Source organism: Undibacterium sp. Xuan67W (assembly GCF_049340165.1).
In the GTDB taxonomy this organism is placed as follows: Bacteria; Pseudomonadota; Gammaproteobacteria; order Burkholderiales; family Burkholderiaceae_D; genus Undibacterium.
Map to the genome: position 1 here is coordinate 126,047 of NZ_JBMPPN010000002.1, position 24,414 is coordinate 150,460.

At 44.6% G+C, this 24,414-nt stretch carries 17 protein-coding genes; 10 read left to right on the plus strand and 7 right to left on the minus strand.

Features of this window, described 5'->3' with window-relative positions:
• Nucleotides 1-123 precede the first annotated feature (123 nt).
• The gene (locus tag ACO0LE_RS02300; protein WP_422958799.1) at nt 124-1,833 is read left to right on the plus strand and encodes a bifunctional metallophosphatase/5'-nucleotidase; all 1,710 of its coding nucleotides are present in this window, start codon (nt 124-126) and stop codon (nt 1,831-1,833) included.
• 208 nt (nt 1,834-2,041) lie between these two features.
• On the opposite strand, the gene ACO0LE_RS02305 is transcribed toward ACO0LE_RS02300, so the two are convergent.
• Nucleotides 2,042-2,815, minus strand: a complete 774-nt coding sequence (locus ACO0LE_RS02305) for an exodeoxyribonuclease III (protein ID WP_422958800.1) — start codon at nt 2,813-2,815, stop codon at nt 2,042-2,044.
• A 235-nt stretch (nt 2,816-3,050) separates the two neighbouring features.
• On the opposite strand from ACO0LE_RS02305, the gene ACO0LE_RS02310 reads away from it, so the two are divergent.
• From ACO0LE_RS02310 to ACO0LE_RS02330, 5 genes are all read left to right on the plus strand, one after another.
• Nucleotides 3,051-4,499 carry a mannose-1-phosphate guanylyltransferase/mannose-6-phosphate isomerase gene (locus ACO0LE_RS02310; protein ID WP_422958801.1) on the plus strand — a complete coding sequence of 483 codons (1,449 nt, stop codon included), beginning with the start codon at nt 3,051-3,053 and terminating at the stop codon, nt 4,497-4,499.
• 153 nt (nt 4,500-4,652) lie between these two features.
• Nucleotides 4,653-5,471 carry an ABC transporter permease gene (locus tag ACO0LE_RS02315; protein ID WP_422958802.1) on the plus strand — a complete coding sequence of 273 codons (819 nt, stop codon included), beginning with the start codon at nt 4,653-4,655 and terminating at the stop codon, nt 5,469-5,471.
• Nucleotides 5,461-6,849 carry an ABC transporter ATP-binding protein gene (locus ACO0LE_RS02320; RefSeq protein ID WP_422958803.1) on the plus strand — a complete coding sequence of 463 codons (1,389 nt, stop codon included), beginning with the start codon at nt 5,461-5,463 and terminating at the stop codon, nt 6,847-6,849. The genes ACO0LE_RS02315 and ACO0LE_RS02320 overlap by 11 nt, the downstream gene beginning before the upstream one ends.
• Before the next feature lie 35 nt (nt 6,850-6,884).
• Entirely contained in the window at nt 6,885-7,487 is a 603-nt protein-coding gene (locus ACO0LE_RS02325; protein WP_422958804.1) for a methyltransferase domain-containing protein, read from the plus strand.
• A 45-nt stretch (nt 7,488-7,532) separates the two neighbouring features.
• On the plus strand, nt 7,533-11,039 hold the full coding sequence (locus tag ACO0LE_RS02330; protein WP_422958805.1) for a glycoside hydrolase family 99-like domain-containing protein: 3,507 nt from the start codon (nt 7,533-7,535) through the stop codon (nt 11,037-11,039).
• 308 nt (nt 11,040-11,347) lie between these two features.
• On the opposite strand, the gene ACO0LE_RS02335 is transcribed toward ACO0LE_RS02330, so the two are convergent.
• From ACO0LE_RS02335 to ACO0LE_RS02360, 6 genes are all read right to left on the minus strand, one after another.
• Nucleotides 11,348-13,483 (minus strand): trypsin-like serine peptidase, encoded by a 2,136-nt coding sequence (locus ACO0LE_RS02335; RefSeq protein WP_422958806.1) that lies wholly within the window; start codon nt 13,481-13,483, stop codon nt 11,348-11,350.
• Nucleotides 13,484-13,560: 77 nt separating this feature from the next.
• A complete protein-coding gene (locus ACO0LE_RS02340) occupies nt 13,561-14,886 on the minus strand; it encodes a glycosyl transferase (protein ID WP_422958807.1) in 1,326 nt (441 codons plus the stop codon).
• On the minus strand, nt 14,829-16,550 hold the full coding sequence (locus tag ACO0LE_RS02345; protein ID WP_422958808.1) for a glycosyltransferase: 1,722 nt from the start codon (nt 16,548-16,550) through the stop codon (nt 14,829-14,831). The genes ACO0LE_RS02340 and ACO0LE_RS02345 overlap by 58 nt, the downstream gene beginning before the upstream one ends.
• On the minus strand, nt 16,543-18,228 hold the full coding sequence (locus ACO0LE_RS02350) for a GspE/PulE family protein (protein WP_422958809.1): 1,686 nt from the start codon (nt 18,226-18,228) through the stop codon (nt 16,543-16,545). The genes ACO0LE_RS02345 and ACO0LE_RS02350 overlap by 8 nt, the downstream gene beginning before the upstream one ends.
• Before the next feature lie 42 nt (nt 18,229-18,270).
• Nucleotides 18,271-18,780 carry a hypothetical protein gene (locus ACO0LE_RS02355; RefSeq protein WP_422958810.1) on the minus strand — a complete coding sequence of 170 codons (510 nt, stop codon included), beginning with the start codon at nt 18,778-18,780 and terminating at the stop codon, nt 18,271-18,273.
• Between the two features lie 180 nt (nt 18,781-18,960).
• Nucleotides 18,961-20,703, minus strand: a complete 1,743-nt coding sequence (locus ACO0LE_RS02360; protein WP_422958811.1) for a hypothetical protein — start codon at nt 20,701-20,703, stop codon at nt 18,961-18,963.
• Nucleotides 20,704-21,349: 646 nt separating this feature from the next.
• Here ACO0LE_RS02360 and ACO0LE_RS02365 point away from each other — a divergent pair.
• The 4 genes from ACO0LE_RS02365 (at nt 21,350) to ACO0LE_RS02380 (ending at nt 24,413) form a co-directional block, all read left to right on the plus strand.
• Nucleotides 21,350-22,552, plus strand: a complete 1,203-nt coding sequence (locus tag ACO0LE_RS02365; RefSeq protein ID WP_422958812.1) for a type II secretion system F family protein — start codon at nt 21,350-21,352, stop codon at nt 22,550-22,552.
• 414 nt (nt 22,553-22,966) lie between these two features.
• On the plus strand, nt 22,967-23,428 hold the full coding sequence (gene gspG, locus ACO0LE_RS02370) for a type II secretion system major pseudopilin GspG (protein ID WP_422958813.1): 462 nt from the start codon (nt 22,967-22,969) through the stop codon (nt 23,426-23,428).
• A gap of 32 nt (nt 23,429-23,460) precedes the next feature.
• Entirely contained in the window at nt 23,461-23,928 is a 468-nt protein-coding gene (locus ACO0LE_RS02375; RefSeq protein WP_422958814.1) for a pilus assembly FimT family protein, read from the plus strand.
• 8 nt (nt 23,929-23,936) lie between these two features.
• On the plus strand, nt 23,937-24,413 hold the full coding sequence (locus ACO0LE_RS02380) for a PulJ/GspJ family protein (RefSeq protein ID WP_422958815.1): 477 nt from the start codon (nt 23,937-23,939) through the stop codon (nt 24,411-24,413).
• The last annotated feature ends 1 nt before the right edge of the window (nt 24,414 follow it).

The window sequence follows — 24,414 nt, forward strand, 5'->3', positions numbered from 1 at the left end:
GCTTCAACAAAGATTATTGCGATAGTGAGTTCTTTATTTAATTCAATGTCATAACAATCTGATTTGTACTAGCCTGCAATATCGCACTGCGTTATTGCAGGCTTTATTTTTTTGGGAACCGATATGTTCAGCACGAAATCTGTCGCATCCATATTCACCGTCTTGTTAGTAACGGCCTGCGCTGCGCCAAAGCAGTCAGCTATTAGTCCCGGCCCTACTACCGAAATCACGATTTTCAGTATCAACGATTTTCACGGCAATCTGCAATCGGACAAGCCTATTCCTTATCTGGCTCCGACGGAAGGGGCAGCGTCGAATGGCAAGGCCGCAACAAAACCCGCAGGCGGTTATGCCTATCTTGCGAGTATTTTAAAAGAGCGTCGCAAGTTAGCACCGGCCAGCATACTCGTTGGCGCCGGTGATCTGATCGGTGCGTCACCGATAGGTTCATCAATACTCAAAGACGAGCCTGTGATTGAAGGCATGAATCAAATTGGGCTGGATGTCACGTCGGTTGGCAATCACGAATTTGATGGTGGACGCCAGGATCTGCAGCGCAAGATCAACGGTGATTGCCCTGAGAAGGGGTGTGAATTTCCAGGATTTAAGGGGGCTAAATTTGACTACATTGCATCTAATGTCATTGACAAGGCGAGTGCGCAGCCGTGGTTGAAACCCTATGTCATCCGTCAGGTCGGTGATATTAAAGTCGCGTTTATCGGTGCAGTGACATCGGATACGCCTAATCTTGTCTCAGCTGAAGGCATCAAGACTTTGCAGTTCGATAAAGAAGCTGCGGCGATTAATCGCTATGTTCCGGAGATTAAGGCTCAAGGCATTTCTGTGATTGTCGTGTTGATACATGAAGGTGCCAATTATGCGGGCGCAGCCAATGATCCTAGCTATCGCTGCGAAGGCTTAAAAGGACCGATTATTGATATCACCCGTCGATTGGACAAGGCTGTCACGATGGTGGTGTCCGGACACTCGCATCAAGGCTATACCTGCAAGATTGATGGCCGTTTGGTGGTGCAGGCGCGCAGCTATGGCGCTTATCTGACTGAGACCAAGCTCACGATTAATCGCAGCAACAACCTGGTAGTGTCCGCCAATGCGACCAATTATCTGGTCGATCAGGGGGCATTGGTTGCCGATCCCATTGCGCAACAATTGGTTGATAAAGTCACGGCCCTTACCTCAGAAATACGCCAACGTGTTGTGACGAAACTGGCTGCACCATTGACTCGGTCAAGCGGTTCTCATGGATTTGACAGCGCTCTGGGCAATGTCATTTCAGACGCACAATTACAGTTCGGCTTACGCTTTGGTCCGGCTGATGTGTCCTTTATGAATGCAGGCGGTATCCGCAGCGATTTACCTTCGGTGACGGATAGCAAAGAAGTCGACGTTACCTTCGGCGATATCTATGCCGTACAGCCGTTTGGTAATGAGTTGGTCAGCATGAGTTTGACCGGCGAGCAGATCATCGCTTTACTTCAGCAGCAATGGGCGGGGCGTGATGCAGACGATCCTAAGAAGCTTTTTGTTTCTAACGGTTTTAGCTATCGCTGGAACCCGGCGTCGGATATCTCTCAGCGTATTCAGGATTTGCGTGTACACGGTCAGCCTATCCAGCTAGCGCGTTCATACAAAGTGATTGTGAATAAATTCCTGGCCGACGGTGGCGATGGTTTCACCATATTCAAACAAGGCCAGCAGCGCCAGATCATCGGTCACGATCTGGAGGCGCTCGAGGTCTATGTGCAGAAACAGGGAAGCAAATTATCGGGTGTGAAAAAAGACCGGGTAATGCGCAGTGATGCCGTTAAATAATGACTGCCGATACTGACAAATTTCCGTCCGATATTAATAGAGGATATGGGGGGAGTATGTCATTTCTTTGTATGATTCCGCAATGAAGACGGGCGGAATCATACAATGCAATTACATACTGTGGAGGAGTATATGGATTTGCCTCCTTATTTTGTGTGAGGGATGTCCGTCTCAGGATGGTAACGATATCAGTTAGGCTGACCTAGACTCAGGCATACTCAATGATCAGTGGTGCATGATCAGAAAAACGTTCTTCTTTATAAATAGAAGCATGCTTCGCCTTGGCCGCGATGCCAGCAGTTGCCACATGATAGTCAATGCGCCAGCCGACATTATTTGCCCAAGCCTGACCACGGTTGCTCCACCAGGTGTACGCGTCACCTGTTGTCTCCGGGTGTAAGCGGCGATACACGTCCACCCAACCCAGTTCCTCAAACAAGGTCGTCATCCAGGCGCGTTCTTCAGGTAAAAAACCGGAATTTTTTTGATTACTTTTCCAGTTTTTCAGATCGATCTCTTTGTGGGCAATATTCCAGTCGCCGCATATGACCAGCTCCCGCCCCTCCGCGATCAACGAGGCGAGATGTGGAAAAAATAAATCCATAAAACGGAACTTTGCTTCCTGACGTTCAGGCGATGAGGAGCCGGACGGGCAATACACAGAAATCACCGATAAGTTACCGAAATCACAGCGCACATAACGTCCCTCCGCATCAAATTCAGGACTACCAAAACCGATTTCTACCGCATCAGGTTTTTGCTTGCTATAGACGCCGGTACCTGAGTAACCCTTCTTCTCTGCATAATGAAAATGCCCATGATAGCCATGCGGCGTCAAAAAATCATCAGTCATATCCGGTTCCTGCGCCTTTAATTCCTGCACACAAACGAAATCAGCCTGCTGTTGATTCATCCATTCAAAAAAGCCTTTTTTCGCTGCGGAGCGTATGCCGTTGAGATTGGCGGAGATGATTTTTGTCATGGTTTTAAATTAAAAACGGAAGAAAAAAGAGGTTAAAAATAGTGGCGCTCTTGTATTTTTTTGAGCATTTCGTTGACGTCCCATCTCGCCTGCTTTTGGGTAAAACTGTACGCCGACCAGTATACTATTATGACAATTCACAGACATTATTATCCGATGCATCACGGTATAATAGAGTAATTGAATTAAATGCAATATTTGGCAACTTCAACGCGTCATTTTCGACGATCTAACTATGTTACTTCAACCAGTCATTTTATCCGGTGGATCTGGCACCCGACTGTGGCCGCTTTCTCGTGAAAAACATCCTAAACAGCTGCATAGTCTGGTTGGCGAGCAAACCATGTTGCAAGCAACTGCTAGCCGGTTGCACGGATTTCAAGGGGACGTCACCGTCGCCTCATCACCGATGGTTGTCTGTAACGAAGAATATCGTTTTATCACTGCCGAACAATTGCGTGCCGTCGGTGTCAATACGCCATCGATTTTACTTGAACCAGCTGGCCGAAATACGGCTCCGGCGCTCACATTGGCAGCGCTCGCCGCAGTTCAACATCAGGCTGATTCAGTATTGTTAGTGATGCCTGCTGACCATGTAATCGCAGACCAGGTCGCTTTTCATCAGACGATACAAGCAGGACTCTCGCATGCACTGAATGGCGCCATGGTTACTTTTGGGATCGTACCCGATCGCCCGGAAACTGGTTATGGCTACATCGAAGTCGGCGAAAATTTTGATACCGGACTGGTTCGAAAGTTAAAAGCTTTTGCTGAAAAGCCCGAACTGAGCGTCGCTCAAGCCTATGTCACAAGTGGTAATTATTTATGGAATAGCGGCATCTTTTTGATGCGCGCCAGTGTCTGGTTAAAAGCAATAGGACACTTGAATCCCGCAATGCTGGCAAGTTGTCAGCAATCCGTTGAGTTGGCTAAAGTCGACTGTGATTTTATTCGGATTGATAAAGAATCTTTCCTTCGTTGCCCATCTGATTCCATTGACTATGCCGTGATGGAAAAATTACCCGTTAGCCCTGAGTTAAGTATCATAGGGGCAGTGGTGCCGCTTAATGCAGGATGGTCCGACGTCGGTGCGTGGGATGCCGTTTGGCAAGTGTCGGAAAAAGACTCACAAGGAAATGTCGTTCACGGTGATGTCGTACTAGAAGACTCTAAAAATTGTCTAGTCATGTCCGATAGCCGTTTAGTGACATGTCTGGGGCTAGAGGATATGATCGTCATCGAAACACCAGACGCGGTGTTGGTAACGGACAAAAAAAATACCCAAAATATCAAACGAATCGTCAGCCGGTTAAAAACAGCTAGTTATCCGCAAACCGAAAATCATCGCAAAGTTTATCGTCCATGGGGACATTACGACTCCATTGATAATGGTGAACAATTTCAGGTGAAACGTATAGTCGTTAAGCCGGGCGGCCGCCTATCTATGCAAATGCATCATCACCGCGCTGAACACTGGATTGTCGTCAGTGGCACAGCATTAGTCACACGAGGCATGGACATGATGACGCTATTTGCAAACCAATCTACTTATATTCCCTTAGGCGTCAGACATCGCCTCGAAAATACGGGCGATGTGGATCTTGAACTCATTGAAGTGCAATCAGGATCATATTTGGGCGAGGACGATATCGTGCGATTTGATGATATTTATGGGCGTGGGTAGTTTGGCTTGTATTAACAGAATGTAACTGTTCTTGTGCGTCTGCAGCATGGCAGGCACTATCCTGTTTTTGAGTGAAGACAGCGGATTTAGACTTACAATAACGCGCGCTGTAATTATCCAACTTCAAGTTTTAAACCTGACCCAACATCACTAATGACATCCCCCCCTATTTCACCGTTTTACGCAATTCATACCTTGTGGGTCCACAGACGTTTAATTACCGATATGGCGACGCGAGATGCCTTGGGTAAATATAAGGGATCTAGTTTGGGAGTGTTGTGGTCACTATTGACCCCTGTTTTTATGCTCACTATCTATACCTTTGTATTTAGTGAGATATTTCAAGCACGTTGGACTGCGACACATAGCTCTAAATCTGAATTTGCAATTGTTCTGTTTGCAGGCATGATTATGTTCAATTTGTTTGCTGAGAATGTGAATCGTGCTCCTGGTTTGATTCTCAATAACGTGAATTTTGTTAAAAAAATTGTCTTTCCTCTGGAAATTTTGGCCTGCGTTAATTTGCTATCGGCAATGTTTCATATGTCAATTAGCGTACTTGTTTTACTGGTTTTTCAGTTTGCAATTACTGGCTATGTACCGGTAACGCTATTGTTTCTTCCAATGGTCGTTCTCCCCCTTGCTTTAATTTGTCTTGGCGCAAGCTGGTTTCTGTCCGCGATAGGGGTCTTTTTGAGGGATGTCGGTCAGACTATCGGAATTTTAGTGACAGGAATGATGTTTCTTTCTCCAGTATTTTTTCCTCTTTCCGCCATACCTGAACGTTGGCAATTTTTTGCTAAATTAAATCCTATGGTGTTCCCAATCGAAACGGCAAGAAGGGTCATTGTCTGGGGTAATCAACCCGATTGGACTGAGCTAGTTCTGTACACGTTGGTCGCATTTTTTATTGCCTGGGCCGGATTTATTTGTTTTCAAAAAACACGTAGGGGATTCGCGGATGTCCTCTGATTTAGCTGTTTCTATCAAAAATATCAGTAAATGCTATCAAATCTACGAAAAGCCAAATGACAGGCTCAAGCAGGGACTTTTCTCGTTAGCAGCGCGCTTATGCCCGGTTGATACCATAAAGCAGCGACTACGATCTTTAGCGCAGAATTCTTCGAAGCAATATTGGGCGTTGCACGATGTCAGTTTTGAGTTGAAAAAAGGTGAAACACTCGGAATTATTGGAAGAAATGGTTCGGGTAAAAGTACTCTTTTACAGATTTTATGCGGGACCTTAAATCCAACTCATGGTGAGATAGTTATCAATGGCCGTGTGGCAGCTTTACTAGAGCTCGGTTCAGGTTTTGATCCTGAATACACCGGTCGCGAAAACATTTATATGAACGGCCAATTGCTTGGTTTAAGCAAAAATGAGGTAGACGCACGGATTGACGATATTATCGCTTTTGCTGACATTGGCGATTTCATCGAACAACCAGTTAAGACCTACTCCAGTGGCATGTTTGTGCGTGTCGCATTCGCCGTAATTGCGCACGTTGATGCTGATATTTTAGTAATTGATGAGGCACTTGCGGTTGGAGATGCATTTTTTACTCAAAAATGTATGCGGTTTTTGCGCGCGTTTATGGAAAAAGGCACGATCCTGTTCGTTAGCCATGATACCGCTGCCATCAAGAGTTTATGTCAAAACGCCATTTGGTTGGAAAAAGGTCGCACACAATTAAATGGCTCAGCAAAAGACGTGTCTGAACAATACTTAGCTGCTTTTTATGAAGCCACTCAAGGACCTCCTGTCACGGTTCAGGTAAGCTCCCCCGTCGTTTCTACAGTCCTCGCTGTAGAAAAAAAAGATCTGCGATTAAACTGGATTAACTCAAGCAATTTGAGAAATGATATTCAAGTGTTTGAGTTTGACCAACATGCAAATAGTTTTGGCACTAAAGAGGCCAAAATCGTATCAGTTGAGTTACACGATCACGACCTGAATCCTCTTAGTTGGATCGTTGGTGGAGAGCGAGTCGTGTTATCTGTTGTTGCTGCGGTAGTCCGAGACATCTACTCTCCAATTTTAGGCTTTTATATTAAAGATAAATTAGGCCAGGTTCTTTTTGGAGATAATACTTACCTGACTTACTCTCAACAGCCACTTTCGGTTCAGTCGAATGTTAAGATTTGTGCTGAATTTGAGTTCAATATGCCGATATTGCCAAAAGGGGATTACTCAGTTTGCGTCGCAATTGCGATAGGTACAAATGAAACGCACACCCAACTTGAGTGGGTGCATGACGCAATGATTTTAAGATCTGAGTCATCGTCAGCTACCACCGGGCTAATTGGTATTCCCATGCAAAATATCGGTATTAGCATCGTTACCGAATAAATATTAATTCAATTTTTTACTTTTAAATATAGACCATGCATACAAGTTCAATGGACAAAATGAAGGCGTTTCGAGATAAATATCTTGAAGCAAAAAAAAATAATCACATCGTTATCCTTGATATTGGTGCGCAAGAAGTTCACGTCAATGGTAGTTATAAACCTTTATTCAGTGATCAAAAAAACTGGAAATACCAGGGTGCCGATATGGTTCCAGGAAATAATGTGGATATCGTTTTGACGGATCCATATGACTGGAGTCAAATCAAATCAAATTCTGTTGACGTAGTGATTTCTGGGCAGGCGTTTGAACACATCGAATATTTTTGGATTACGATGCTCGAAATTGCCAGAGTTCTGAAACCAGGAGGCTTATGTTGTATCGTTGCACCGTCATCAGGTTATGAACATCGTTACCCTGTTGATTGTTGGCGGTTCTATCCTGACGGATTCAGCGCATTAGCCAAATACGCCAAACTAGACGTACTCGAGTCTTATACACAGTGGGAAGACTCTCCTTTGTACGATGAGCACACCAATTGTTGGCATGACTCCGCACTAATAGCGCAAAAGACACGTGCGTTTGGTATCCGCGATGCATTGAGGCATTTCTTAATTCAATTAAGTAGAAAATTATAGTATTGCTTAATATGAAAATATATCGGATGAGTTAAGAATCAAGCAATGGAAAATCACACGAAATACAGCAGGGATGTTATCCCTGGCATAGAGGAATCGTTATCTAAGATTGTTGAAAAAATCGACACGAATTCAGTCGTGTTAGATATTGGATGCTCTAGTGGAATGCTTGGACGCTACCTTGTAATGAAAAAGGAATGTGTTGTTGATGGCGTCGACTTAGATCATGACGCGATCGATATTTGCTATCCGGTATATCGAAAAGTTGCGATAAAAAATCTAGAAACTGATAATTTACTTGATAGCTTTACCCCAGAGTCTTACGACTATATCGTTGTCGCGGACGTGATAGAGCATCTTAATCAGCCAGAACAACTATTAAGACAATTAAGAGTTTTAATTAAACCGCATGGTACGATTTTATTTTCCGTACCAAATATTACCCACATAGCGGCATCCCTCGAGTTATTGGGTGGTAAGTTTAGCTACGCGCAAAACGGCCTTCTTGATAATACGCACCTGCGATTTTATTCTTACAAAAACCTTCAAGCCAAATTAGCAGAGAGCGGCATATACCTTTGGGACTTAGATACTGTTCAAAGAAATTTGTCGGATACAGAGTTCGGTGATGAACAAACAAAACTTTTTCCAAGCTCTTGGCTGGATGCCGTTATTTCCAGTCGTCCTGATTCCCTAGTCTATCAATGGATATTCGCTACAAAAATCTATCCTAGTCTTGAGCCGGTCAATGATATCGCCCGATATCAGAAAAAGCTTGTCAGCCCCATATTTACTACGGCACTTTATTTCTCTGCAGCCTCCTCTGGGGGATTTAGTGAGGAAAAAAAATTACCTGGCTATAAACATGAAGTCAATGCCAATGAATTTATTGTCGAGTTTAATTTTCAACACGAAAGTCACGAGCAATTAAATCAAATTCGCATTGATCCAGCATCTGCTAGGAAATCAATCTGGATTAAACAGGCTCACATCGTCAATTTAGATAAAGAAATTTTATGGCGATGGTCTTCTAAAGATGCTGACGCCGAATTAATCAATGCATACTGGACTGGTGTTAACCCAGACCAGGGGCGAATACTTTGTTCAGAAAATGACGATCCTCAATGGTATCCACAAATACCATTGACGATACTTCACGCCATAGAAACCGGTTATCAGTTTTCAATGACGATTTGTGATGATGGCGCGCTGATAGACGCTCAAATAGAAACAGCTTGGAATAGACAAAAAAATTTAACGCAAAAAATAATCACTGAACAAACAGAAGCGGTATTAAAGCAAAATACTTATATTCAAACGCTTGAAGAAGATTTGAATGCGCGCATAAAATTTGCTGAAGAATTGACAAAACAAGTTGCTGATAAAGACGCCAGTTTGCAAAGAATTTTGAATAGTCATTCATGGATTATTACTAAGCCTTTTCGCTACATCAATCGCAAATTAAAAACCGGTATTTTGGGAGCGTTACAAACAACCATATTTGATACGATTCGGTTTTTCTGGCGAATATTTCCTTTACCTCGCAAATGGAAAGGCATACTAAAAAGCTCCTTAATCAGTAGTTTTCCATCTTTATTTGGTCGATACCGTCATTGGGTTAATTCTGACTCGGCACATGCCGGGTTGGCAAACTACGCTTCCTTGTTGGGTGATGCTGAATTAACGGATGAGCCGACCGGTATTGCAACTTATGTCCCTTTGTTAGAGGCGGAACCGCTACAAAATAAACAGGTAAAGCTGATTTGTTTTTATTTGCCACAATTTCATGCGATCCCTCAAAACAACGAATGGTGGGGAGATGGATTTACTGAGTGGACGAACGTTAAACCAGCCCAACCTCAATTTAAAAATCACTATCAACCACATATTCCGGGCGAACTTGGGTATTACGATCTGCTTGATACCTCAGTTCAACGGCGCCAAATTGAGCTTGCAAAACTCTACGGAATAGAAGGATTCTGCTTCTATTTTTATTGGTTTGGCGGAACCCGATTACTTGAAAAGCCGATAGAAAATTACCTGCATGATAGATCGCTAGATTTGCCGTTTTGCTTATGTTGGGCGAATGAGAATTGGAGCCGTCGTTGGGATGGACTGGATCAGGAGATGTTGATTCAACAGAAGCATAGCCCAGAAGACGACATTGCATTCATAGCGCATGTTGCTCAATACATGAGAGATGAGCGATATATTCGTGTCAATGGTAAACCCTTGTTGATTGTCTACCGACCGGGGCTATTACCATCTCCAAAAGAGACCGTTGCTCGTTGGCGCACTTGGTGTAGAGAGAATGGGATTGGTGAGATTTATCTGGCTTATACGCAATCATTTGAGTCGCTTGACCCATCCGAGTATGACTTTGACGCTGCTATTGAGTTTCCTCCTAATAATGCAGGGCTTCCAAATGTGACTAATCTGGTACAACCATTGAGTCAGAATTTTCAGGCTCAAGTTTATGACTGGAGTTCATTTATTGAGCGAAGCGAAAAATATAAGCCCCCGGGTTACCAGTTATTTCGTAGTGTTTGTCCGTCTTGGGACAACACTGCCAGAAGAAAAAATAAAGGCTCTATTTTGATAAATAGTGAGCCAGTATTGTTTCAAAAATGGCTGTCAAACGCTATTAAGTACACCTGTGATACTCAAACTAAGAGGGATGAACGGTTGGTATTTGTAAATGCCTGGAATGAGTGGGCGGAAGGGGCGCATTTAGAACCAGATCAACGTTATGGCTATGCGTTCTTAGAGGCTGCTCGAATGGCACAGGTTACAAATATATTGCGATCTGAAAGAGTGCGCATTAACAGAACAATACCGATTGCAATCGTTGTTCATGCCTATTATGAGGAGATTTTTGATGAAATATTATCCTACGCAAATAAACTGACGTCTGTTGCTTATAAACTTTACATTACTGCACCAAATGAAATTGTTGACAGTGTTCGAGAAAAATTATTTATCAATGGACAGCCATTTTTGCTTGAATCAGTCGAGAACAGAGGAAGAGATGTACTACCATTTTTGAATATTTTGCCCCATGTCATAAACAATGGGCATGAGATTCTTATAAAGGTACATACAAAAAAATCTCTCCACAGGGAGGATGGTTATTTGTGGAGAAAAGAGTTATATGACGAACTGATTTCAGAAAATGCAGTAAACGAGATGTTGAATTATTTTGATACAAATCCAGATGCTGGCTTATACGGACCTAAAAATCATGTAGTACCGATGTCTTATTACTGGGGCGCAAATGCATCAAAAGTTAATCGTTTGGCTAAACGATTAGGAATACAGCCAAAAATTGTTGAGAAGCAAAATTTTATCGCTGGAACAATGTTTGCGGCTAGGGTTAATGCATTACAACCATTGCTAAATTTATCGATAAGTGACGATGACTTTGAAGCTGAGTCTGGGCAGATTGATGGAACTTTAGCGCATGCAATTGAGCGAATAATAAGCATCTCTTCAGTGGCTGCAGGATATTCGGTACCCAAAGCAAATGTTTCGAATTATAAATTTGTTGGTTAATTCTTTATTCGAAGAAGGTGTGAAATTAGTGTAAGTTCAGGGACTAAGTCCGGCACAAGATTATTTCTGTCTTTAGTCGTAGTCTCAATGGATTTTGTACTTAAATGTTATCTGAATACAGAAAATTGTATTGAATAAATCTTAAATTGTTAACCCAATTTCTGCTTCGGAACGTATTCACATTCCCAGCATGAGGTTATTAAAATCGGGTTATTTTATTTGAGAAATATTCTGATATTCAGAATATAGGTGTGTCATTTTAATATCTTTTAATTTGATAAGGCCCGATTCTTTGTCGTTTATACACATTAGAAAACATAGCGTGTAATTGCTATTTGCGTATTATTTGGCAGCGTTAATATAGCGTTTTTCCGGTCGGAGAAGTTAATACTTACTTTTCCGACGTTATTGTTGATGACGTTTGCGGGCTTAAAACTACCATTCAATGTCTGGCCATTCGCATATTGCTGCCAAAACCCGTTGTAAGTACCAGCGTTCGTCATACTCATTGGTCCCGAGGCATACCAGACCGGATTACCATTTGCATCGTACATATAGCCTGCTAAAAACATGCTGCCATTTTGAATTTCGATAGAAAATCCTCGCCCACCTTCGCTAGGGTTCCACCACCATCCAGTTTCTGGTGTATTGACCGGGATTGGAGCACTAACTCCACCTGGAACGATGTCGTAGCGTTGAATTGCCACTACACCGCCAGGCCAAGTTAGGGTGCCATGAGTCGCATCTGAGAAAACGATGTCGATATTTCCTATGCCTGTATTAACCTGAGTTGCCGGTTGAAATTTTCCATTCAAGGTTTGTCCATTTTTATAGCTGGTTAATACCCCGTGATACATGGAGCTGGAGCTCATCAACGTCGGTCCTGATGCAACCCAGGTAGCTCGGCCGCTCTCATCATAAAGATATCCCGCAAAGAACATCTTATTGTTTAAGATTTCAATCGTAAATCCTCTCCCCCCTTCATTGGGGTTCCACCACCACCCAGTCTGGGGTGTGGTTTTTGTCGTGAGGTACTCCTTAATACTGTCATAGACTAAATCAAAGCGCGAAAAGTAGTCTGCCTCACTTGGCGATGCGCAGGTAGATGAACCCGCATAAAGTGCGCCGCGCAAAGCATAATACCCATCGCTGTAGGTGAATAATCCAGAGCCGCTGCTGCCTGGCTCTGTAATACCCGACTGCCAGACAACAGGTGTGTATAAACCTTTGTCGTTGACGATAGTGAAATTAGCATCCGTAGCTCCAGAACTAATTTTTTTAATATCGCCGTGAGGATGATGGATTCCTATGACATTTTGAGGCGTGATCACTTTTGCGTCCCAACCGGCAAAGTTTGCACTTGTCGGTGGGGAGTCATTCAGTTTCAGCAGCAAAAAATCGTCTTGAGTGCTGTGATACAACAATGAGGCACCGTTAAAAAGATGAACAACTTGCTTTAACCCGCCGCCACAGCTGGATGATTGGTAGAACCAATACGTGTTCAGTGTACTGGCTGTCTCTTGATCGGAAATGCAATGATTCGCAGAGAAAAATAAAGGGTCTTTGGCTACGTTATTGATTAACGTGCCTGAACATAAATAAGAATTTCCATCCGTTTTTGTAAAGATCATTTTTGCAGCGCTATTGCCAGTTGCTTCCAACTCTGGTGTCAGTGGATTGGCGCATGCGAGATCAACTTCACAGTACGAGGCTCCTTTTTCGCTAACGTTGATATTGCGCGGATTTGACGGAGTGCTGACAAGATGCGATATCTTCACAATTCTAAAATCAAGGTCGCTGGGACTTGACCCTGCTGGTAAAAATATTTCCATTGTTACCGTATCGCCATCCAATGCTGGCGACCAGTACGTTTGGTTCAGTTGGATTCTACCAGCCAGTATTGGCCCAACGACTGTGCTTGGATTATCCGATCCTGCGAAGCGAATCTCTGTGGCATTAGGCATGCGCGTTACGAGCAGACCTATACGTACTGCCGCCGCCGCTGTCGATGTGATACTCAGGCTCGCTACTTGCCCACCTGTCGGCAGTGGCATCCAGAGCAATTTTGATACATCCGGCGATTGATCTGTCCTTCCAGTTAAGTTGCGGCTAAACCCTATCTGATGTTGACGCTCGCTTACCGCGACGCCAGACGTTTTTTTTAAGGTGGTCTCTGCTTGAGTGGGTTTTCCCAACGAAAATTTTATTAATCCAGAATTGTGAGGAAGTTTAAAGGCGCTAAGTATTTCTGCTTTTTCTTGTAACTTACTTGCCACTGGCGCGGGACGCATTGCGCGAATGTCGTCCTTGCTCTTAACGGTGTTAGCGCGCGTGTCTACTTTAATTGAGTTTTCCGGGGTTGAATTATTTTCTCCACCGCAGCCAGACAACAACAAAGCGCTTATTGCAATTGAAAAAAACAAATTAGGAAATTTTTTATTCATGTTAATTCGTATATCGAGCCTATCTGTTCATGACACTGACGCTACAAAACTAATTCCGACTTTCTATATCGAAATTATCATTTAGAAATGCGTTTTATCACTCCAGCCATTCCTTCATTACTTAAAATTTCCCAAGTCCGTTTACTTATTCTTCTTCGATGATCGGCATTCAATAAGGCTTGTAGCAGATGCGCTGACAACAATCCTAAACTCAATTGAGATTGGCTTCTCCCCGCCTGAAAACCTGGAGTGAGTATTTTATGCAGTCGTGCTATCTCTAGTGCCTCGGTAGTTTTATCAAACAATTTTGGATATTCTGACTTACCGTTGGCTTCTATCCAGGCCTTAAAACTATCTTGACCAGTTAAATAAGGATTTGGGAATTTTTTTTGTAAATCTATGCGTTCGCGATAGATCATGCGTTCAAGCGGACTGATCTTATTTCCATTAGCAAAACTGCCAAAACGCCATGAAACCTGACTCAACGGATCGGTACTTAAATTCTCAGTTACTGCGCTATACCAATTAACCAGATCCGTAACAGTTTGATTTCCAGTTGCGTTCTTTTTCGACATGATAATGTGCGCTCCACTATCAAATCCTGTGAAATGATAAAAGCCTAATGATTCTCCATTGACCAGAACCTGATCTGGCGCTTTACCGGTTAGCTCCCGCGTTGTGAGATTCCATGGAGCGACGTTGAGTCTCGGAGATCGTAAAATACATACGCCCTCAAAGAAAGCGGGCGCGAGATCAATCCAGCGTTGATCTGTAAATAAGCCATTCGGAATATCTGCACGACAAAAATAATATAAACGCTCAGCCCACCATGCCGCAAAAGCTTTGCCAATCTCAGTCGCATTAACAGCAAAAAAACCTAAATTGTAAATGCCGTGTTTCAGGCTGCAAATCTCATTGTCCATTACTGACGCGACAGAGGATTCAGGTTGCAGCTGATGTGGAGTTAAGGCCAGATTAGAATTCTCCAACGCGGTTATAACTTCGTCCAGTCGCGAGAACAATACGGTATCCGGATCGAGATAAATAACACCGGCGCAGTCGTCACGATTCAACAGCTTTTTTAGCATGAACGGTTTGATTGCCGTTGAGAGTTCAACGATATTATGACAAAAAGACCATCCTATAAAATCAGGAATAGCTAAACTATCTGCCGGATGAATTTCGTCAAAAGGTTCTTTGGATAAATCAATCTCAGGTGGAATCTGATCTGACAGCGCCAAGTGAACGACCCACTCAGGATGCCATTGCTTGATGGATTCTATTAGTACTCTAACTTTGGGAATGTAGTTACATGCAGCGCTGGTAAAAACGTGTATTTTTTTTTTCATGCTACCGCGTTCATCCATATAACTTCTTTCTTTTTTAAGACTGTCTGCTGCCAAAATCGTTCCAATTCATCTAACACTGTAGCGGGTTGCATTGAGCTCAGAACTAATCCTTTTTCGTATGCTTTGGCTAGATCTGCTGGCGCGCCAAAATTAAAGCAGGCGAATGGAACACCCATATCGACCAGTTCGTGTGAAACATACGAGAATGTTTCTGCCCAAATTGAGGGGAGTAAAAATACGTTTGCGCCAGATTCCTGAATGATATTACTCAGTTGTTTGGGCTGGTAAGGTCCAGTGACATTTACAATATGGCCGGGCACTCTCGCCTCGATTGTACCGATGACAGTTATTTTGATATTGGAATGTCGTTTTTGTATTTCACGTGCCAGCGCATTAATGATTTCTGCACCTTTGTGCTTACCTATCAGACCAACGACGCCAATGTGTAACTCTTCTGCGGGTGTGACAGAAACTTTTTTAACTGCGGTATGAAGTGTATGAGGTTGCACTCGCCAATTATTTTGAGGCACATCCGGATATGCCCGATGTAACAGTCGCTCGGATGCTTCGGAGAATAGTCTTACCTCATCTGCAGCGATTAGTAACGTTGACCAAGTGTTACGCCATTGCTGTATGTCCCTAACACTGCTGACGGAGACAAATCCATCAGTATGCGCACTGATGCAGCGCTGACATTCGTTCAGATCGGGCACATCGCAAAACGTGCCTTTGTCATTAATCAGAAAATGGCTGGGGCAGATGGCAAAGTAATCGTGTACCACAACCTGTAATTCACAATGCACATGTTTTCTCAGCGTGACCAACATGTTAATCACGCTAAGAGGCTGCCTGAACGATACTGCACAGTTATAAAGGATATGCTGTATTTGGGAATATCCGAGCAAATAGACAAACTCTTCTATTGAAGCAATCGAATAACGTGTCGGTGATTTACCGTCGTAGAACTCCACAAAGTATTGCAAACTAGCGATATGAAAACCCAGCATCAAGACATTTTCACCGGCTGCAAGTCGATCAGCGATATGTTTCTGGCGGTAGATGTTTGCACCACCTCCCATATCATGATCAACCACCACTGCGCAGGGGCGAGATGTAAGTTGGTGAATCAGTTTTTTCCAGATGGCTGAGTCCAGCGTCTGCGGTCTGCCGGTTTTGTAGCGTAAAACTTTATTGACCAAAGCTTTAGGGCCGGAATTTTTTAACAATAACAGGGATTTTTTTGCTAGAACGGCATAATGCGCGACCTTACTTAGCGCGTTTTCATGCTCCTGACGCTGAGTGAAGTGGACCTGTGTCGTGAGAATGCTGTTCTCGGATAATTCCCAGCGCAGCTCTATGCGGGAGATTTTTTGTTCACCCGTCTCTGCCAGCACCAAAAAACCAGCGTCATTTGCTTCTGGTGTGGCATGGTATTTTTTACGAACATCGTCTCTGCGTTGACCATAATTGGCATTAAGCTCAATGGATGGCTTGACCTGATCAAAGTGCAGGATTAATACAACTTTATGTATGCTTAAGCCTGGCGCGAAACCCCAGCCATAAGCAAAAATTTGATTTTCTCGAATTAAAACGTGGTCAACACCATGTTTTAACATGATTCCCCCGTCAGTTTTCATCGAGGTCAGAGTTGCACCAAGCATACGTAGTTCATAAAATAATATAGAGTAAAAATCGTAGTAAATGAAATTTTTACGCACCCGCCAGACTGAGTACCTCATCCACGGTTGTAATCCCTTGCCACACCTTGAGCATGCCATCGTCGCGCAGAGAGCGAACATTGCTCTCGCGCAAATACCGAACTATATCTGCTTCACTCGCATGTGTCAGAATTTGATGTTGCAAAGTGGCATCAACCTCAAACAATTCATAGATCGCTACACGACCGGAGAAGCCTGTTTGATTGCAACTACGGCAGCCTACCGGACGACGTAATTGTGGTTTGCTCACCAGTTTATCGCTCCAGTGCTTTACACCTTCTAGCAATACGCGATGTGTTTCCTGATCGACCTCGAATGGTTGCGCGCAATGTTCACACAGGCACCGTACTAGCCGTTGCGCCATCACGCCTTTCAAACTAGAGCCTAGCAAAAACGCTTCAATTCCCATATCGACCAGTCGTGTAACCGCACCTGCAGCGCTATTTGTATGCAAGGTTGAAAACACCAAATGACCTGTTAATGCGGATTGCACAGCGATTGCAGCAGTTTCCTGATCGCGAATTTCACCAATCAAGACGACGTCCGGATCATGTCGCAAAATAGAGCGTAAGGCGGCTGCAAAGGTAAATCCAATATCGGCATTGACCTGAATCTGAGTAATATCTTTTAAACGATATTCGACCGGATCTTCTACCGTAATGATTTTATTCAGCCCGTCATTACCTATATCTAAGGCCGTATACAGGGTCGTGGTTTTTCCAGAGCCTGTCGGTCCGGTAACCAACACAATGCCGTTTGGCATCTGGATCCAGCGCTTAAACAGTGCTGCGTGATCCGGCATCATGCCAAGATCTTCAAGATGGTAAGGTTTGCGATCCTGGCGTAACAAACGCATCACTACGGATTCACCCATCGCACCCGGTAGTACTGATACACGCACGTCAAAAACTTCGCTATTGACGCGTGCAGTCATGCGACCGTCTTGTGGCAAGCGACGTTCTGCAATATCGAGTTGTGACAAAATTTTGATACGACATACCGTTGCATCAAATTTATCTAGTGGCATGCGACTGAGCTCTTGCATCACACCATCTACCCGTAAGCGAATCGCAAATTCATACTCGCCCGGCTCAACGTGAATATCTGAGGCGCGGCGAGTTACCGCCTGCGACAATACCGTGTTCACCAGCTCAATGATCGGGCCTTCTTCAGCAAGTTCGCGCAAATGCATGACATCACCGGTTGCCGCTATTTTGGGTTCGCGTCGCTCCAGTGCGGCATAAAAGGCTTCGAAAGCGGAAGGGCGTATCAGTGAGTACTGTAATTTGGTGTCTGGCGGCGACTTAAGCCTTAATACTTCCTGCACATTGGCGCTGATGGCTTCTTTCGCTGCGCAATGCGTGATATTGGTATCTTCTTGTTGCCAGAGAATCATGCCCTGAGCCTGGCACCAGTGCGAGAGCAGACCCCATTGGTTCATCGTAGACGGAAACGCTATTTGAGCATGATGCAAATCGTCGTCACTGACCAATGGCATGCCGCTATGCAGTGCCATTTGCTGATAAAGGACGTCCTCTGACAACGCACCCATCCTCACCAGTAGTGCTGGCAAGGGGGTAAATTGTTCTCGTTGAAGCAAGCGCGCGTTGACTAATGTTTCTGCCGGAACGATCGCATTCGTTTCGAGAAATTGTTCAAAGGAGATAAAGGTGCTCATTGCCTGATCATAGTTGTTTGTTGAGGATTAAAGCCAAACGTATTATTTCGTTACAACTTTTACATCGTTTGTCACGCTATACCATTTGCCACCCGCCCGCACTACTAACAATAATTCGCTGTTTTTTGCCAGTTTTATTTTGACGCGAATATCCGCCTTACTCATATTCGGGATTTCCTGTGCGGCTAATACGGTAGGTTCACCCTTCGCTGGGGTGGCATTGAGAAGCAGAAATAATTCGGTTCCCGGCAATTCACTCATCAGGCGAACCTGAATCAGGCCAGCAGATGCGATAGCAGGGGAATCCAGCAATAAATAATCGGACTTCACTAACTGCGTTTTGCTGACAGCTGGTTTGAAAATGCTCAGTGCTTTATCTGCACTATCCGCTTTCAGTAGATCTGGCATGAGGCTCTCTAGTGATGTGCCGGGCACATTGCCAGTGCTGATTTGCGCCTGAGTCGTTAATGACGAAGTCACTAGTAGTGCAACTCCTATAAGCTTGCCTAGGCGATGAATGTTTTGCTTGGAAATAGGGCGTAGAAAGAACATAAACATGTCGTCTTTTGTGTGAGCTTGAGAGGTAGAGTAAGGCTAACTGGCGATATTGTACACCGTGCCACTGCCCAGACTTGGAGTGATCTTGAATGATTGCTACACATACATAAAATGGCAGGCATAAAAAAAGGGAGGCTTTCGCCTCCCTTTCCAGATCAACTTAGTTAGCAAAAATTATTTTTGCAGACCAGTTTGTGCATCTTGATCTTGGTACTGACCTTCAGATGCTGGTGCACGGTCGATTGTGCCTTCAAAATCGACGCCTTGAGTAGAAGACGCTTCGATGAAGTTTTTGCTATCTGGGTTGTACAGGTAGTTCTGTACGCGCAGGGAAGATACGCCTTCTGCTGTTACGCGCAGACGGTCACCAGCACCGTTTGCATTTGCAGTTGGTTGTGCTGTACCTGGAGTGATTGTTGCAGGAACATTCACCAACAGAGCATTGATTGCAGTTGCTGTCATGTTAGACACAGCGCGTGGTTTCAATGTAGCGATTGGACCCCAGTTACCGTATGAACCGTCAGCGTGGATCAATTGACCGTACACTGTTGCAGTGTTAACTTCACTTGGGTTGATCAAACGCAGAACACTAGTCCAGTTACCACCAGTTGATGGAGTTGCGTAGTTACGTACGTCAATCTTCACGCTGCCTGACAGTGGGTACAAAGTACCAGTACAAGAGTTGTTTTGCTCTTGTGTGTAAGCAGTAGCTACAGCATCAGGAGCTTTGACCAAAGTCGCAGTCGCGTTGAATGTAGAGGAAGGAATGATGTTCGCGCCAGCAGCTTGGTAGCAGACTGAAACTGCATTAGTTGCTGTTGCAGCTGGAACTGCATATGTCAAACTTGCTGGGGAGCCAGCAGTTGTTGATGTGAATGTGATGCCACCAGCGATTGGTGCACCGCAAACCATACCAGTTGACAAGAACAGAGTACCACCGACTTGGAAGCCTTGTGATGCTGTAACATCTACTTTAAGGTATTTTTGTTCAACAGTACCGTTAACCAGTGTTGCTGTAGCAGCAGCGCCACCAGCAGACAAGTTAGCCAGCAGGTATTGCGTTGCTGCGTCAGAATCATATCCGTTTGATGCTTGAGACAAAGCTACTGAACCCAAGTTAACCAAAGTTGTGGATACGAAAGTATCGTATGAAGACGGAGTTGCCAAAACGTCTGCTGTGGAACCGGCTACACCAGAGAACTTAGTGTTCAGAGATGGGCTTGTTGGATCGATTTTTGCGGAGCCGTCAGCTGATGCTGCAACTGTAACTTTGATGTTTGTTGGGAATGTGTACAAAGTACCTGTACTTGTATTGCCCGAACGTGTGTGCTCATCAGCTATACCGTTTGTTGTACCGTCAGCGATGTTCGTTGAGGAAACAGAAGTAAAGTGTTTGAATGCGAATGGCAGGTTAGGTACTGTGTTAGTACATGGATTAACTGCACCAACTACAGAGTACAAGTTAGATACTGTAGATGCTGTACCTGCTGGATCGTTGAAACGAACCGCTGGAGTTACCAAGCTACCAGTTGCTGCTGCTTTCAATACTGTGATTGTAGCGAACAGTGTTTTTTTGTCAGTGCTGATTGCTGGAGCAGAAACTGAGTATTTTGCTGGCGCAACTGGTGCACCTGTGCTGTCTACCAGTACTACGGAAGCTGCATTACCTGCAGTTTTCCATTGACCACCACCGGTCAATACCAATTGAACTTGGAATACTTGGTCATTGTTAGTCGCATCGACGTCGCCAGCGAAGCGGTAAGTGACTGAAGGTGCTTTGATTGCTTGCGCATCAGCTGTGATAACTTCGTGTGCGATCTGAATCGAAGAAGATTGGATCTGACCTGCGGAAGCTACGTTAGCAGCGAAAGCAGCAACCAGGCTAGCCGCCAGGATACTTAGTTGTTTTTGTTTCATTTGAATAGCCTCTCTAGAAAAGACATTTAGTTATTACTTAATTAAAATGTACAACGTACGTTTGATACAAGTACTTGTCATACGAGTACTCATATGACTAGCCGAGGGAGATTAAATCATGTTTTTACAATTACAGCAAGTTACTGTGTGCAAATAAATGGAAAACGTAATTTCGGGCAACATTCCCTCCTTCTATAAGTCATATCGGTAAGATCGACCAACTCATATTAGGCGTAGTTGCCGCATTCTGCACGTCATTCTTAAACTTTGTACAGGTGTTTGTTGTTGCTTAGGTACATATTGTGACGAAAGTCTGGGGTGTTTGATGGAAAACAGTAGATTTTTGTTTTGATTTCTGCCTCGGCAACACTTTGTCATGTCGTTGCGGCGCCGCAAAAAATCGAGGTTTACTCTCGTGTTTAAAAACCTATTCATGATTGGCGAGGTATTTACCCTATTTACGCCTTGTTACTAGTACGCGCTTGCCTGATGAAATACAATCCTGCATTGTCCCAAATTGCCTTTATTTTTCTAAGTGTGTGTATACATATATGTATGTGCGGATTTTGCAGAACATAATAAGGTAGTTTACTTGCCTCTTATTCACGTTTTGAGTGCTTTATCTTATTGGATTGTTAAAATAGCTATGCCTGAATACCGTTACCAAGCAACTGATCCCCAAGGTGGTCTTGTCAAGGGGGTTCTCACCGTTGAGACTGAGGCAGAAGCCATGTCGCAGTTGCAGCGACGTGGATTGATGGTATTTGAGATGCAGCAGGCTGCCGCACCTAAGTCCATACGCTTATCCCAGCCAAAGCGTGCAGGGCGAGACGCTTTGTTAGTGGTATTGCAGGAGCTGGCGACCTTATTAGATGCCGGAGTCACGCTTGCCGATGCAGTCGAGAATGTCGCTCGTGGTTACGTTGATTCACCGCTGGGTATGGCTTTTACAAAAATTTATTCCCAATTACGTGGTGGTGTCGCTTTTTCCAAGGCGTTAATTGAGGCGGATCTGCGTTTACCTAATTATGTGATTGAACTTTGCAAGGCTGGTGAGTCTACAGGTAAGCTGGCAGGTTCTTTGCGATCCGCCGCTGAACAGCTGGAGCTTGAGCAGAATTTTCAGCGAGAGGCGCGTAACGCTCTGATCTATCCAATGGTGCTGGTGGTGAGCGGCTTTTTAGCGACGCTGTTGGTCTTTGTGTTTGTTGTGCCAAAGTTTGCCAATATTTTGAGTAACCCTAAAGCGGATATTCCACTGTTATCTGTCTGGGTGCTGGCGACTGGTATGTGGCTGACAAAAAATAAGTTGCTGTTGGCAGCTGTCGTCGCAGGAGCTGGTATTAGTGGCTATCTGTTGCTACGTCAGGAAAAAGTGCAGCAGAATCTCTGGAACTGGGCAGCTGGTTTACCTGTCATCGGAAGTTGGATTATGCATACAGAGATGGCTCGCTGGAGTTCTATGTTTAGTGTGCTATTGCAAAATCACGTCTCTATATTAGAAGCATTGGCGCATGCGCAGAATGCATTGCGGGGTGATGTCTGGCGTCAGAAGGCGTCCTTAATTTTGGGTGATGTCAGAGGCGGTAAAACGCTCGCAGAATCGCTGCAACTACATCAGTTTATTGATGCTACCGGTGTGAATCTGGTGCGAGTTGGTGAGCGTTCTGGTGCATTGGGAAAAACAACAGCGTCTCTGGCGAATATGCATCGATTGCATAGCCAGCAGCAGATGCGACAGTTTTTAATTTTGCTTGAGCCGGTGACAATTCTGCTCGTATCGGTGGTGTTGGGCGGCATTATGATTTCTGTCATGCTGGCGATTACTAGTTTGACGAATGTAATTTAGTTTGGATTGACGCACAGTAAAGGAAAGTTTGTCGTATTGACGATGATACTTGAATGCGTCTTTGTACTGATGTTGCTAAAAAATTTGCTACTACCCTCAGTATTATCTCCGGCAGACGAGGATAGGAATTGTCGGGTACTACTACGGAGCGCCGATTCGCTGGCTTTAGTGTGATGATGCTATGATCTTCGTCCCGTGAGCCATGGGTTGCTGCGAGGGGATGCGGACGGTGGATGTTATGTTGAAATAGAGTGCGCAATGTTGGCGCGCCTGTTGGCATGAAAAACGTCTGTAAGCCCCATGCAGACTGCGTATTAGGTTTCACGTATTCTTCCCCGTAATAACGTGAGCACATGAATATTGCAGATAAAGGGGTCAAAAAAATGGGTCAAAATTTTGTTTTGAAAGGGTGTTATGCGCAGCAATTTATGCAAGTTAAGTAGGACTACACAATCTGCAGGTTTTACCTTGCTGGAGATGTTGGTGGTGATGGTCATTATCGGATTGCTGGCTGGTTTGGTTGGTCCGCGTATTTTCGGTAAAGTCGATTCGTCCAAGGTACAAACTGCGCAGACGCAAATCAAGATGCTGGAGAGTGCATTGAATATTATGCGACTCGATGTGGGACAAGTGCCGCCCCCGGAGCAGGGACTTCAATGGTTGTTGACGGCTCCCTTGGATCCCAACCTGCAACCCTTATGGAAGGGGCCTTACATTGAGGGGGCAATTCCTCTGGATCCGTGGAGTAATCCTTACCAGTACAAGGTTCCTGGCATTGATAACAAACCGTATTCTGTGTATTCGTTTGGTGCGGACGGCAAGCCGGGCGGTGACGGGTTGAATGCTGATATTGGTCTTGGTGCTCCTGCAAAATAAACGGTGGAATCTGAATTGATGGAATGGATTTTGTGACGACTTTAGCTCTTCGATGTCCGTTTGACTCGGGGTGTCAGCACGTGGTTGTCCGGCGTGAGTTTGCACGTGGCTTTACGCTGATCGAAATGGTGGCGGTGTTGACGCTGGCGGCAGTGATGGCAGGCGTCGCAGTACCCGCAATGCAACGGTGGTTTGATTCTATTTCTGAGCGGGCGCAGTTGACTGAGATATCGATTCAGTTTCAGCGGCTCGCGTCACGTGCGGCGTTGTTGTCCGAGACGGTGAAGCTGAGTAAGCTGAATTGGACCAGTAAGCTGGGCGACGGGAGCACGATGCTGAGTTTGCCGGATGGCTGGTCGATTGTGAATGAAAAACCCGTTACCTTTTTTCATAGCGGTGTATGTGAGGGAGGCGTTGTCGAACTTACTGGCCCTCAAGCGCGCAAAGTGAAATTAAATATCGCGTCTGTCAGTTGTGACGTCAGTGTGATCAGGCCATGAGTATGTTTATGTCTGCAGCGTCTCCAGACAAGGTAGGTCGTAGCCGGCTGCGTTCTGGTCGTCGGAAACAAGCTGGTTTTAGTTTGCTGGAGATGATTGCTGCACTCACTATTTTGACGATAGGTTCAGTTGTTTTGTTCAGCTGGCTTGGGCAGACGATGGGGCAACTCAATCGCTTTCAAATGCAAGAAAAAGAATCCTTGGCCAAATTACAGGCGATTGATTTTCTCTCTACACAAAATCCAGCATTGATCCCCGAAGGTAAGCAGGTCTTTGACTCTTTTAAGATGGAGTGGAAGAGCGAGCCTGTTACAGAGGTCAGAGATGCCGTGTCCCCCACCGGTGGTTTGGGTTTGTATCAAATGAGTATGTACAAAGTACAAGTGAAGGCATACGACAAAACAGGTCGTACCTGGTTTGAGTTTCCATTACGGCTGGTGGGATATAAGCAGGTTCGTCAGCCAGCAGCGGCTACGCCGTTTTAGT